Below are 13,486 nucleotides of genomic sequence, written 5' to 3'. Positions count from 1 at the left end.
AGGAGTGTGACAGATTTTCGATGAGAGAGCTTCTGAGTTTTCTGAAGAGGACAGGTTATCTGACCGACCCTAGACTGGAGTCGGCCTTTATGGAACTTGACAGGAAGGATTTCGTCTCACCCGAAGTAGCGGATGAGGCTTATACAGACAAAGCTCTAGTAAGTCTTGCAAGCTCAGGAAAGATTTGCTCCACTTCTACTCAGCCATCTCTTTTGATAAGCATGATAGAAGAATTGAAACTGAACGAAGACAACAAGGTCCTGGATATTGGGACGGGAACCGGTTTCTGTGCTTGTCTGCTTGGAAAAATGCTGACTAAGGGAAGCGTAGTATCAGTGGAGACCGCCAGAACGGTTGCATCTATAGCCTCGGAAAACGTGCGACGCTACCGCCTGAGCAATGTGAGGATAGTGATCGGTGACGGTAGATATGGCTTCAAAGAAGAAGCTCCATACGATGCTATGATCTCCACCGTAGCCTTACCGGGAATAACCGTGGAGCTGTTCAATCAGATGAAAATCGGAGCGAGATCGATCGTTCCGATACACAGAAGCTATATGAACACACCTGTCTTCTTATTCGAAAAAATAGATGGGACAACTTTGAGAGCTACTTTGAAAACAGGAGCGGTCTTCATGGTAGTGGAAGACTCCAGACCGGACCCTCTTTACACTGATAACAAGTTCTCACTTGAGCTTCGAGAGGGGAGATTTCGAAAGCGCTAGCTTAGCCTTTGGCGACCTTCCAGAAAATCTCAACACCCTTCTCTATAACGGAATCAGCAGGCAAAAACCTTGAATTATGGAGTCCATGATGTTCTCCTCTTCCTGTACCCAACCAGAAAAGCAGCGAAGGGTATTTCATAGCGATCACTCCAAAATCCTCTCCCACGTATTTCATTTCGACCGGGTTTACATCGACCAGGGCGCACAGTTTATCGTAAAGATCACCGTCTACATGAACCTGTGGATACTTCGAACCGATCTCCTGAGAGAACTTTAGACCTCTTTCAGTAGCGACTTCTCTCCCAAGCTCTTCGAGTTCCATGATTGCTTCCTCTGAAAGCTCAAAAGCTTTAGTTCTTACAGTTCCCGAAAGAGTGCAGGAGTCTGCCACCACATTTCTAACTCTGCCCCCCTGTATGAGTCCAAATCTGAGTACGGAATCTCCTCTATCTACCGAATAGACCCTTTGAAGAAAATCCATAGCTCCCTCAATAGCGTCTCTTCCCTGCTTATAGAAAGCAACATGTGCCGACCTTCCCTTGAAAGTGCAGTCCGTTTCGAAGGCCGAGGCAAAGAGAACACCGGCTCTTGTGTAAACAGATCCTTCAGGGAATTCATCATTTACGTGCAGTGCCCAGGCTTCAGTTATTTCGTATTGCTCCAATTTCGATAAGCATTTCGCAGCACCGCCCCCGCCTTCTTCAGCCGGCTGGAAAAGAAAGAGAAAATTTCTATTGAGATCGCATGTTACTATTCTCTCTATAAGTCCAATTAGAATTGTCATATGAACATCATGGCCGCATGCATGCATAAAACCTTCATGTGCAGATTTGAATGGAGCATCTGTTTCTTCAAAAACAGGAAGAGCATCCATATCGGATCGAAATAGAACGAAAGGGCCTTCAACCTTTTTCCATTTTGCCAGAAGTCCGGTGCCCGCAACCTTTTCGTAGGAAACAGATAATCGATCCAGGAGACTCATAATGTACGCTTGAGTCTTGAACTCATTGAATCCAATCTCCGGAATCTCATGTAAGTCATGCCTAATTCTCGATAAATCCATGCTCTCCTCCTTCAAATCGCTTCTTTTGACGTAAAGATAGAAAAGATCTTGCCATCGGAAGCTTGCTCACTAGAACCTCGTCATTATCACGAAGCATCAGAATTTTCACTTTTCAATTTGCCTCGGTCTGTTCATTCGTTCGCAGAGAGAGAGTAAACTGAAGCAAGAGGAGTGAGGTTAGAGGTATGAAAGACAAGTTCTACCAGAGTTTCTCATACGTCACCTTTGACTTTTTGAATACCTTTCCTGGAGAGACAGAACTCCATCATCCTCCTAACGCTTTCCTGACCCCAATCTCTATCTGCGACCGCGTTCTGATTAAGTTATACTGAACACCATTTAACAGCCCGCTCGTTGATTTATTATAAACAAAAGGGCGCCTGAAGACGCCTTTTGATCGAATCCTCAATCAATTAAGGGCGTAGTCCCAGAGAGTGATTGTAATAGAGTCATCGGCGTAATCGTCGCCCATGAAGGTTTCAAGAGCGAAAGGAATGTTTTGATCAATTATCCAGTACCTCGACAACTCTCCGTCCTCGTTGTGTAAAGCGACTTTTGTTCCATTAAACGTTCCATTCTTTCCTTCTACGGAGTATATTCCCTCAGACTTGAGAGTGCCAAAACCATAAAGTTTCGTATTCATCTGTTTTTCCAGGTCAATTGCGTCATAAATGAATGATAGCATTGGATTGAGGAAGATGTACATCATCATTGAGAACTGCTGGTCGAACATCATGTCTGAGGTGGGCTCAGTGTCGAGGGGTAAGAAGTAGATAGTATCGTAATTCAGGATGAAGTGGTTTTCATCGCGATCGACTGTCACCCCGTATATCATTTCCTTGTGCTCTCCATTCTCGAAGTACGAAATCTTATTGTAGACGTACTTCACGTTAGAGTAATCCTGCAGTGGCACCCAAGATGCAAAAACGCTCGCAGCCAGAACCAGCACTAAAATAACCGCAACTTTCTTCACATCGTCACCTTCAAAACTTGGTACCAACATACAACTTTCTGTGACGAGAAAACTCAAATTGAGAGGCTCATGTGGTCTGGATTGGGTATAATTAGCCGAGGTGATCATTTTGAAAAGAGCACTAATAACCGGAGCGTCATCGGGAATAGGCGAGGTGTTTTCCTATGAGCTTGCAAAGCGTGGGTACGAAACGATCCTTGTAGCCAGACGAATAGAAAGATTGCAGACGATTTCCGATCAAATTGAGGGAGATCTAGGAGCTAGATCTATTCCGCTGAAAGGTGATTTGACGGATGAGAACGACCTGGTCGAAGTTTCGAAACTTCTGAAAGACGTAGATCTTCTTATTAACAACGCAGGGTTCGGACTAATTGGTTCCTTTGAGGATATTGAAGCGGATAGAGAAATGCAGATGATCAAGCTGAATATCGGAGCTCTTTACTTCTTGACGAAGAAATATGCGCTCATGCGCAACAGCATTGGCGGAGGAATTATAAACGTCGCTTCTACTGCCGCCTATTTGCCTGTACCGGGAATGGCGGTCTATGCTGCAACAAAGGCCTTTGTACTTAGCTTCAGCGAAGCCGTTAGCGAAGAACTCCAACCCAAAGGCTTCAAAGTAATGGTTCTATCTCCTGGGCCGACTAGAACAGAGTTTTTCGATGTAGCTTCGGGAGGAAGGAAGCAGCTGCCCGGGTCCATGTCCCCCGAAGAAGTTGTGAAAAAGGCACTTGATGCATTTAAAAAAGGAAAGAGAAGCGTGGTAAGCGGGTTGATCAACAAAATAATCGCTTCCGGATCAAGGTTAGTACCGAGAGCAATAGCAATGAAAGCCGCGAGAAGAGTATTTGAATAATAGTGGACTGAAAGGCTGCTATAGAACTCTGAGCAACTTCGTAATTTCCAATGACCTCTGGTCTCAACACACTACTGAATTTCTGCAACGAATATTCATTCAGTTAGGCGAAACTCTTCGATTGTGAGTGAAAAGGGAAGATAAAGCCAAGAGGATTGACCTTCGAGCGATCTCCAGATTCTCAGGAGATTTTAAGTTACACAGGTTAACATCTATTCAAGATCCAAAAAACGGAGGTAGAAAATAATGAAGAGAGTATTATATGCAATAGCGATAGTTTTGATTTTCAGTTCAATGACACTGGCCAGCAGCTTAATGACTGAGGAAGATGGAATTGCTTTCATGAGAGAAGAAGAAAAACTAGCTCACGACGTCTATACCGTACTCTATGAAATATGGGGATTGAATGTCTTCAGTAACATAGCTAGAAGCGAACAGACTCATACAGAAGCAGTTCTTTCTCTGATCGGTGATTTTGGCATGGTAGATCCCGTGGGCGAAAATGAGGTTGGAGTCTTCACCAATGCGACGCTTCAGGAGCTTTATGATGAACTCATCGAGAGTGGAAGTAAGTCTCTTCTGGATGCGGTAAAAGTTGGTCTTCTGATAGAAGAGATAGATATTAAGGACTTGGAAGAATTGCTTGAGGGAGACATCGACTCGAGGACTGCGACGGTATACGAGAATCTGCTTAGAGGTTCTGAGAACCACCTCAGGGCATTCCTCAGGCAGTATGAGAGACTCGCAGGTAGCTATACTCCAGAAATACTCGATGTCGAAAGGTTCAACGAGATTGCATCTGGCAGATAGACTGGCCAGCGAATGGGATTCAATAGGGCGGACAATCCGCCCTTTTCTTTTGGAATTAGATATTCGGTAGTTTTTAGAGACAATTTTCCACCAAAATGGTTTCAAGTATTAAACGACTTTCTGCCCAAACATTGCTCTGGACTCGTAATGACATATAATCTTATTATATGAACACAGAGGAGGGATACGGTGGTCAGGATAGTGACGGACAGCTCATGTGATCTGCCGGTTGAAACGTTGAAGAAGTATGGTATTCCCTTTGCCTCTCTCAACATTTTCGTTGATGATATGACTTTCAAGGAAGATATCGACATCACTCCAGAGGAATTCTGGCGATTAATGGGCAAATCCCGGGAACTTCCAAAGACTTCTCAGCCTTCGCCGGCCGATTTTGCTGAGATCTTTGAGGATATTCAGAAGAAGGGTGAAACTCCACTTTGCATTACTATTTCATCAAAACTCAGCGGTGCCTATCAATCAGCGATCCTCGGCGCCGAAATGAGCGGAGGCAAGGCGATCGTATTCGATTCTCTTGCAGGTTCGATCTCCCATGGCATCCAGGTGCTGATAGCCGCTAGAATGGCTGAACCGGGCGCTGAACTGGACGAAATAGTCGAAGCGCTGGAGGAGTACCGAGAAAACGTGAAGATTATCATCCCTCTCGCGACAGTGGAGAATATTGTCAAAGGCGGCCGTCTTAGCAAATTCCAGGGTAGCCTGGTTAACATATTGAACATGAAGATTATCCTGCACGGTATAAATGGCGAAGTTAAGCTCCTTAAGAAGGTAAGAGGAAGCAGGAGATTTAGAGAAGCGATAATTGAGTTAATAGAAGCTTCCTCAAAGACCGGGAAGAAGATTTTCGGCATAACTCACGTGGATAATCTCAAAGACGCTGAGTTCTTCGCTTCGGAAATTAGGAAACGTGTCCGAGATTCCGAAGTCATAATCGGAAAGATGGGTCCTGCGATTGCCACATATGCTGGAGAGGGCGGACTGATATTGGCGCTCTAAACTCACCATTTAGAGTACCAATAAGGCCCGGAAGACTTGAGATTACAGGTTGCCATGTAGGAACATAAGAACAAGATTTTGAATCAAGCTGGAAGACAGAATAATTCAGAGCTGGGGAAGACCGTGCTTGGATGCAATGCCGATTCGCAGTTAAGCATTTTCTGTAGATCGACAGAGGCCGTACTCTTAGTCGAGAAAGACATAAGATCGAATTTCTACAAGTATTTCAACAAGAGGAAGAATTGGCTTTCTATTAATTCATTAAACGGCCTTGTTTCCATTGGGCTCAGACGAACTAATTCAATAGAAGGATTACGAATTCTGCCCCGCAGCTTCTTAAGAAAGAAGCTGGACAATGAACTCAAGGAGCAATTGATTATTCTCACGATTCCAACTTACAGATTCTTGTGCCAAACTGAGGATGCTTCTCGCACCCTTGTTTTTTTCCGCTGACAGTCTTACTTATAACCTGAAGGATCGAAGATCTCTCCGTCCCCGGAAGTTCAGTGTCAGCAAACAGCAGTTCTTTGAAGCACAACCTGCACAATTCGAAAAAACATCAGTAGATCAAGTCAATGCTGTGCCAGGCTATCTAAAGAACGGCCTTTTCGGCAATAGTTGATTAGGGACTCCTTTATCGTTTTTTTGACCATATTGGGGAACGACTGATCAGCGACGAACAGCTCTTGTTACGTCTCTTCCTATCAAACGGTATGAAAGGATGAAACTCTCGACAAAGCTTCTGCTTATCGTCACGATATGCTGAGTTCTCGTCTTCTCAGATTGAATCCACTCCTCTCCCTCACCAATACCAGTAACTGAATGTCTCTAGCGCAAGTATTTGTCAAGAAAGGCGAGCATCGCATTTGCACCTCTTATCCTATTTGCCTTCTTCTTAAATCCATGGCCCTCATCATCGAACACTACATACTCAACCGGAACCCCATGCTCTTTTAGTCGCTCAACTATCTCATCAGATTCTATCTTAAGTACCCTTGGATCATTTACTCCTTGAAGCACTAGAAGAGGCCTCTCTATTTTGTCGGCGTGAAAGAGAGGGGAAATGCTCTTGAGGTATTCTTCCTCGGTGAATGGGTTTCCGATTTTCCCGTAAAGGAGATCTTTAGCGATCTTCCACCAAGCTGGCACTTCTTTGAGAGTTCTCACCCAGTTCGAGACACCGAAAAAATCTGTACCAACCTTGAACTCCTTTGGCCTGAAAGCAAGTGCCGCAAGAACCATGAATCCACCGTAACTTCCACCGTTTATTCCTATTCTTTCTTTGTCGATGAAATCAAGGGTGGCCAAATACTTGGCGGCGGCTACGCAATCATCCAGATCCGCTTCTCCGTGTTTGTGATCTGCGGCTTTGAAGAAGCTCTTTCCGTAGCCGGAGCTCCCTCTGTTATTGACTGCATAGATAGCATATCCATGATTTGCAATGAACTGGATCTCAGGACTGTATCTTGGCAGAGACTGACCTCCCGGTCCTCCGTGAACCCATACAATCGCAGGCGCTTTCTCGTTCGGCAGAACATTTCTGGGCGGATAGAAAATCCCAGGCACTTGGAGACCGTCGTATGAAATAAAGCGGAGTACCTTTGCTTCAGAGAGGTCATTACTGTTCACTTCTTCGCTCATAGAATCAGTAAGCTGCTCTGTCTCCTTTGTATTGAGGTCTATCATGAAGATATTAGGAGAGGAGGTTGCTGAGTCACAAAGATAGTACAGGAAGCGGCTATCCTTGCTGAAGTATTGATCGTATACTACACCACCCGTCTCAACGGGAGACATCTTAGGGGTATTGTCTTTTGTATCGATTATGTGAAGTTCGGAAAAACCGTCTCTATTAACTATAAGCACAGCACTTCTCCCGTCTTCCGATATTCTCCCGTCGATTATGTCCCAACTAAAGGCAAGGATCTCTTCACGCTCTTTGCTTTCAATATCCGTTATCCAAAGCGTCATGAATTCCCCTTCAATGTCCGATAGACAGTAAAGCTTCATCGAATCTTTTGAGAAGAAGAGAGGTATGAAATTAGCTTCTCCTTCATGGGGGGACAGAAGTGTTGTATCTCCGCTTAGCAAGTCGTGGAGATATACATTCGAGTTGTTTGCAGTCTCGGGCTTATGAAGAGCGAGAAACCTTTCATTATCCGAAATTGGACCCAGTTCATACAAGTCTTTGTTTTCGAAGACCAGCTCACCTGCTAGATCAGCCTTTTCAAACCGATATAGATCGAATCTACTTCTATCAATCTTGTTAGAGTAGTAGTAAACACTATTGCCAACGGAGACGTGAAATCCTGACTTGGTCTTCTCGAAAGGGGTCAGATCTTTGATTTTCTCTTCTGTTCCTAGATAAAGATGATGTAGTTCATCGCCGCCCTTATCCATTGCAAAAATGAAGCTCCCACCTTTGTAGACGTGAGATACCAATGCGTTTTCGGTGAGTGATGTTATCTGTCTGTGCTTTCCCTTCTCCTGATCTAGTTCAAAGATGTTGTAGTTGCCCGTTTTGTCAGAAGAGTAAAGAATCCTTCTTGAATCGGGTGATACCGCGAATGACGCAATGGTCTCGTTCTCCATAAGTTCTTCAATCGAGTACTTCTTCTCAGTCATTTAATTCCTCCTTTAACGTTCTAAAGCGGATGAACAGTGAATGATCATTGGGAATAGTTCTTTATGATCCAAAGGTTCGTTGGGCTCCCTCATTGCAATCATATAATAAGCAGCCATCAATTGCGCTTGATGGTTTCCAAGAAGTTCACATTTCTTGTGAATAGAAGCTACAAAGCCACATTAAGTGGATTTCGTCATCCTCAGGATTTGAGACTCTCTTTTCTACGATTGAGTACTGTATGCTCTTACAATGTCTCTACGCACGCCGAGCCGTCTCTTGAGCCCACTAGATTTACTGAGTATTAGATTGTTGGCTGTAGAGAACCAAGAAATTCGAATACCGTTTTGCGGACCATTTTAGAGACGTGCCATTACCGTTCAATTCTCTTGTTCCCTTGAATCACTGATTTCGGGCAAGGAAATGCCTGCTGCTTTAGGAACGACTTACACTGTCATCTTGTAGATCTTTTATTCTGGATCTAATCATGTACTCGCGCCAAATGCGAACATCTCTTGATAACCAAAAACAAGATGCAGCATCAAGGTGCGGCATGACGGAGTTTTTAGGGTGTCTCGTGTCTGGAGTTTGGAGTGTGGCAAAAAGGAGACGATTTACTCTGTGGTCCTCCCGGGATCTGTCCTTTGACCCTGTCGAAGGACGGGTCCATGAACTTGGGAAGGACCAAGGACGTCTTTTATCCTCGTCCCAGCGTTCAGCGATCAGCGAAAAGCGGCTCTTGCCCCGCGTGCGCCGATTTGCTTTTCTCTCGCCTTCTTGTGAGCGCAGTGAACCTCTCGGTAACGCACTTTCTCGGTCGCTCTTTTCAGCAAACGGGTTCTTGCTCTTGGACGACTGACGGAGGACGTCTTTGATTCTATTCCGTGCGTAAAGAGGATTTTTGACTTGAAAATTCTTTTGTTTGGTGGTATTTTGTCGAGAGTTGATTGGCAGCGATGTACTAATGGGAGTGATGAAATGAGAGAAAGCAACAGAAAGAGAGGGCTGGCCCTTGCGGGACTTCTGCTGGGAATAGGGCTCCTTTTGATAGGTGCGGCAGTGATAATCCGGCCCAAAATCATGGGATTCAGTTTTGGTTCTGGCAGGTCATTCACAGGAATGAAGTTCAACGAAGACTTCTCGGTGACGATCACCGAGAAGCCGAACTCATTGGGAATCGACGGTCTTAACGGAAAGGTCGAAGTAGTGGGCTGGGATAGAGATTATGTTGAAATCAGGGTCGAACAGTCAATTAGGGTTGCAGACGAGAATCTCAAAGAAGAGTATCTTGAAAAGACTAGGCCGAACATCAACGCAGCAGATGGTAAGCTCACTGTGATTGTTCCCAGATTATCGCAAACGAATGAATTCATGGGGCAGGCGACAACAATTTATATGAATATCCCGTCGGAAACGGTGGAAGATATTTTAGTGAATACCAGCAACGGCGCAATGGTTTTCAAATCACTTAATGCCTCAATAAGAGGCAGAAGCAGCAATGGAGGTTTGGAGCTGATCTCCGTCTCGGGAAGCATGACACTTGAAACCTCTATTTCGCCCATTTTTGTCGAGGAATGCGCCGGAGTCATGGAACTTAGATCCACCAACGGTGCGTTTGAAGGAAAGGGAATATCTGGAACCCTCATTATTGAGACAAGTAATGCTCCGATAACAATCGAAAGGGGAACTCTCAGTGTTTCGGCGAATTCCACGAACGGAGCAATTACAGTCACTGAGGTCACTCTTATCGGTGATAGCAATAGTTTTGAAACCTCAAACGCGAAGATTGTCTGCGACGCGATCCTTCCAGATCTCGGTGTTCTTGAACTGCTGTCAACTAATGGAAGTATAGGAATCTTTTTAGATGACTCGATTCGTGCAGAGATAAGCGCATCTACAACCAATGGAACCGTCAATTTGAAGGGGCTTACCGTAGGCGTAATCAGTTCGAGTTCAACTAGCTTGAGAGGGACACTCAATGGCGGCAACGGCCTCCTCATAACTATGAAAACCAGTAACTCGAACATCAGCATCGACAAGCCCAATGCTGAAGATTCGATCTAGTGACAGAAAAGGGTAGATTTGAATCATGGTCCCATTTACCGAACTCATGCGTTGCGTGGATTTCAAATATCCCTAGAGTGGTAAGCCTGATTATCTTCTTCGAACTCAGGATTGAGATCTCAGAAAAAGGGCTCAAAATCACGAGTTGTGACGCTGCAAAGGATCTATTTGCCTGTCGCCTCCCTGGCACGATGTGAATCTGTACAAAGAGTGGGATTGTCAATCGAGTTAAGAAGGTGGATCATAGGATGAAGAATAATCCGAGTTCATTTGCAAAGGAAGCGGAATCTGATCCTTCGGACTGATCATTTAAGTCTCATTGAGCGGAGCAGATATGTCGAATAAAGCGCTATGTCGAATCTCACTAACTACCGATCTGCTCGGGACTGGGTGTGCGAGATGGAAGGGATGCCCATACAGAGTATTTTGTCTTGCTCAACATGCGTTGGCCGCGAAAGCGCGGATTCTCTGTCTACTCATCAATATTAGCTTCGAGAATATGTAAGTGAATGACAAAAAACCGGAGGCATATTTACCTCCGGTTTTGCTCACGCAAGTGATTCTAGTTAGAGACTGTCTGTGGAACGTTTTCTGCTAGCTCTACGAGATCTACTTCGAAGAGTCGATCTCCGATGTACTTTATGCCCTTTATTCCAAGTTCTTCCGCCAAAGTGGCCGCTTCATCACTGGATGTGAATGTGATTCTTCCTGCTGTCTCAAATGGAACTATAGACCAGTTGAAGGAAGGTGAGGGGGTAATAGTACCCTTCTCGATTATGTAGTCAATTATCACGCTTCGATTCTCGACTGTTGAAGAGAGGACGATGTCGGCATCGACTAGATGATAGCCGCCACCACCTGCGCGGTAGTTATTGGTCACGACGAGGAACTCCATATCATCTTCGATTTCTTCGCCTTCATAAGTAAGCTCGACAATCCTCTGGCCGACAGGGTTTCGAACATCGATCTGATAATTGATTCCTTCGATAATGTCGAAGTTATAGGATGAGAAACGTGCCAGAAGGTTCTGGTCCTCAGTACTGCTTGGATCGATCTGGTTGAAGTTTTCGGCACACTTTTCCAGCCAACCCTTGAGTTCGATGCCGTTCACTCTCACGACGTGTAGAGTGTTCGAGTAGATGTAGATGTCGGCCGCATTCATTATCCTTATGTCGCCAGCTTCCACATTGGTGCTCGTTCTGAAGGGCGCTGCGGCCGAAAGCAAAGGCATTCCTTCAAATTCAGTGCCTTTGAAGTAGTCTCTCGCGTACCACAGCTGGGCTTCGTTGACAAGCTGAGTTACTTCGTTATCGATTACTCTGCTGAAGTATCCCGTGATCGGTACTGTTGTAATTCCTACAGGAGCCATAACATAATCAATAGTTGCCTCATGCTGTTCCTTCACAGCCTCAACTATTTCGGAAGCGGCTTCTATCGTTTCATCCACGTACCAAAGCTGCGGGAACGAGGAGAAGACTTCCCATTTTCCGTCTCTGTTGAGAAGCTGGAAATGGATTAGACCAAGGGAGTTTCCCCAGCTGCCAGCCATGGTAACGGGGACTCCATCGATTTTTTCGGCAATTCTCCCGTGACTGTGACCCATGATAATTGCATCTATTCCTTCGACGTTTTCGAGTATAGCTTCAGCGTCTGAGGTTCCCTGATGGAGAGCAACGATTACAAGATCAACGCCTTCTTCTCTTAGCTCAGGAATATACTTGGCGGCGGCGTCTGCAATCGGTTCAACATAGACTCTTCCTTCCAGGAGAACCCTATCCCACATCATTATCTCGGGCGGCAAGAAACCGATGACTCCAATCTTTATCGGTATGCCATCGACTTCTCTGTCAAGCACTACGTAAGGATCGTATCTTAATTCTTCAGTATCGGCGTTATAAAGGTTTGCCGAAAGCATTGGATAATCAGCGGCTGCCATCGCGAGGTCGAGATACTCAAGACCGAAATTGAACTCGTGATTTCCTATTGCTCCTGCATCATATCCCATGATATTCATTGCTCTAATTATCGAGGGGATTTCTCCCATACTTAGGGGTTCGACTCTCGCTTCACGTTCTGCGAGAACGCTTCCTTGAATAGTATCGCCAGTGTCGATCAACAGGGTGTTGCTATAGATCTCTCTTGCCCATTTGATAAGAGTGTAAGTCTTTGCTGCTCCGTAATCCTCGACTTCCTGAACGGTCAGGTAGTCGAAAGGCATAACGTAACCGTGAAGATCGTTTGTCCCGAGAACAACAAGCTCATGAGCCGTGACTTTAGCGAAAACCGTTACAGGGAGTAACAAAGCGAGAATCAGGACGATGACAACTGCAGGAATTCTTCTCTTCCAGTTCAATAGATCCACCTCCAATTAGGTTGGCCAGCACTGTTGTCTGCCGGACGAATGATTGCCCCCTGACCGTGAGAATGCTTTACCGAAGATAATACAGGATTCCAAAGAATGTTTCGAAACAGTACTATTTTACTACAACCTTGTGGCTTCAACTAGAAAGAAAAAAGCACATCTCAGTAAATGGAAGTAGGCTGTCTAATTAACAGGTAAACGGAAGAACCGGGTCTGGGGTCGTGGGGTCTAGGGTCTGGCAAGAGCAGAAGTGATGCTGCATTTGGCAGGAGGCGATTAGAAAGCCAGTCAGGCTCCGCCTGGCCAGTCTCTGCCTCCGGCAGAGGCCAGTCACCTTCGGTGGCCAGTTCCGCTTCGCGGGCAAAGAACCACCTTTAGGAACGGGTTATGTAAATCGGGTTAGGAGGAGCGGGTTATTGAAGCGGGTCATCAGAACCGAGTTTTGAAGAGCGAGGTCCTGTGCAGAACCATTCACAGGATGACAGTCTCTTCTGCTGACGAAGAAAAACCGCTGCGTGCTAAGAATCAAGGACCCCCTGATCTCTGTTAACAGAGACATCATCTCTATTCTCCTCTTTGGTCATCCCGATATGAAACTGATCGGGATCTCGCATCTAGAAACCGCTTTAAGCTGTGGAGATCAGTTGCAAATTGTCAGTTATGAAAGCCAGGAACCAGAAGAGAGTTTCCGATGAGTGCTGTTTTTTCATGACTGGTTGGAGTCCAAACGCTCTTGAATCATCACCTTGCCCAAGAACGAAGAACAGATCTTCGCTCTGGAACGAATAGCAGGTTTTTTATTCGGAGAACGGAGAACCTCTCAACGGTCAACCAGTCCTATGCTCTTTCCAATCGGTGAGTAGCCCGGGGGGATTTCACCCCCAGGCTCTCTCAGAACCGGACTTGAACCTCTCGATTCATCCGGCTCCCATTATCCAGCCGCATAGATTATCCCCATTGTCCATTGTGCAAAGGAGATTTCATACGACCTCATTTTGT

9 protein-coding genes are annotated in these 13,486 nt (G+C 45.4%); 5 read left to right on the top strand and 4 right to left on the bottom strand.

What is annotated here, in order from left to right; translation table 11 throughout:
* Positions 1 to 20 precede the first annotated feature (20 nt).
* Positions 21 to 725, top strand: coding sequence for a methyltransferase (locus tag V512_RS01125; protein ID WP_099828632.1), 705 nt, complete (start codon positions 21 to 23; stop codon positions 723 to 725).
* 1 nt (position 726) lies between these two features.
* On the opposite strand, the gene V512_RS01120 is transcribed toward V512_RS01125, so the two are convergent.
* Together V512_RS01120 and V512_RS01115 are read right to left on the bottom strand one after the other, a co-directional pair.
* Positions 727 to 1,788 (bottom strand): amidohydrolase, encoded by a 1,062-nt coding sequence (locus V512_RS01120; protein WP_243392190.1) that lies wholly within the window; start codon positions 1,786 to 1,788, stop codon positions 727 to 729.
* Between the two features lie 409 nt (positions 1,789 to 2,197).
* Positions 2,198 to 2,761 carry a hypothetical protein gene (locus tag V512_RS01115; protein WP_099828630.1) on the bottom strand — a complete coding sequence of 188 codons (564 nt, stop codon included), beginning with the start codon at positions 2,759 to 2,761 and terminating at the stop codon, positions 2,198 to 2,200.
* 100 nt (positions 2,762 to 2,861) lie between these two features.
* Here V512_RS01115 and V512_RS01110 point away from each other — a divergent pair, with 100 nt between their 5' ends.
* The 3 genes from V512_RS01110 (at position 2,862) to V512_RS01100 (ending at position 5,441) form a co-directional block, all read left to right on the top strand.
* Positions 2,862 to 3,617, top strand: coding sequence for an SDR family oxidoreductase (locus tag V512_RS01110; RefSeq protein ID WP_243392189.1), 756 nt, complete (start codon positions 2,862 to 2,864; stop codon positions 3,615 to 3,617).
* Positions 3,618 to 3,863: 246 nt separating this feature from the next.
* A complete protein-coding gene (locus V512_RS01105) occupies positions 3,864 to 4,427 on the top strand; it encodes a DUF2202 domain-containing protein (RefSeq protein WP_099828628.1) in 564 nt (187 codons plus the stop codon).
* Positions 4,428 to 4,616: 189 nt separating this feature from the next.
* Entirely contained in the window at positions 4,617 to 5,441 is an 825-nt protein-coding gene (locus tag V512_RS01100) for a DegV family protein (RefSeq protein WP_099828627.1), read from the top strand.
* Positions 5,442 to 6,269: 828 nt separating this feature from the next.
* On the opposite strand, the gene V512_RS01090 is transcribed toward V512_RS01100, so the two are convergent.
* Positions 6,270 to 8,063 carry a S9 family peptidase gene (locus tag V512_RS01090; RefSeq protein ID WP_099828625.1) on the bottom strand — a complete coding sequence of 598 codons (1,794 nt, stop codon included), beginning with the start codon at positions 8,061 to 8,063 and terminating at the stop codon, positions 6,270 to 6,272.
* A gap of 904 nt (positions 8,064 to 8,967) precedes the next feature.
* Between V512_RS01090 and V512_RS01085 the strand changes: the two genes are divergently transcribed.
* The gene (locus tag V512_RS01085; protein WP_243392188.1) at positions 8,968 to 10,125 is read left to right on the top strand and encodes a DUF4097 family beta strand repeat-containing protein; all 1,158 of its coding nucleotides are present in this window, start codon (positions 8,968 to 8,970) and stop codon (positions 10,123 to 10,125) included.
* A gap of 562 nt (positions 10,126 to 10,687) precedes the next feature.
* Here the strand turns inward: V512_RS01085 and V512_RS01080 are convergent.
* Complete coding sequence (locus tag V512_RS01080) at positions 10,688 to 12,487, bottom strand: bifunctional 2',3'-cyclic-nucleotide 2'-phosphodiesterase/3'-nucleotidase (RefSeq protein WP_243392205.1); 1,800 nt, start codon at positions 12,485 to 12,487, stop codon at positions 10,688 to 10,690.
* Positions 12,488 to 13,486 lie beyond the last annotated feature (999 nt).

The sequence above is a fragment of the Mesotoga sp. Brook.08.105.5.1 genome, from assembly GCF_002752635.1.
In the GTDB taxonomy this organism is placed as follows: Bacteria; Thermotogota; Thermotogae; order Petrotogales; family Kosmotogaceae; genus Mesotoga.
Note: the sequence above shows the minus strand (reverse complement) of the source record. Positions and strands in the feature narration are given on the sequence as shown.

Coding starts and splice junctions, on each gene's coding strand:
- V512_RS01125 (WP_099828632.1), top strand. CDS start 21: ATGAGAGAGCTTCTGAGTTTTCTGAAGAGGACAGGTTATCTGACCGAC.
- V512_RS01120 (WP_243392190.1), bottom strand. CDS start 1,788: ATGGATTTATCGAGAATTAGGCATGACTTACATGAGATTCCGGAGATT.
- V512_RS01105 (WP_099828628.1), top strand. CDS start 3,864: ATGAAGAGAGTATTATATGCAATAGCGATAGTTTTGATTTTCAGTTCA.
- V512_RS01090 (WP_099828625.1), bottom strand. CDS start 8,063: ATGACTGAGAAGAAGTACTCGATTGAAGAACTTATGGAGAACGAGACC.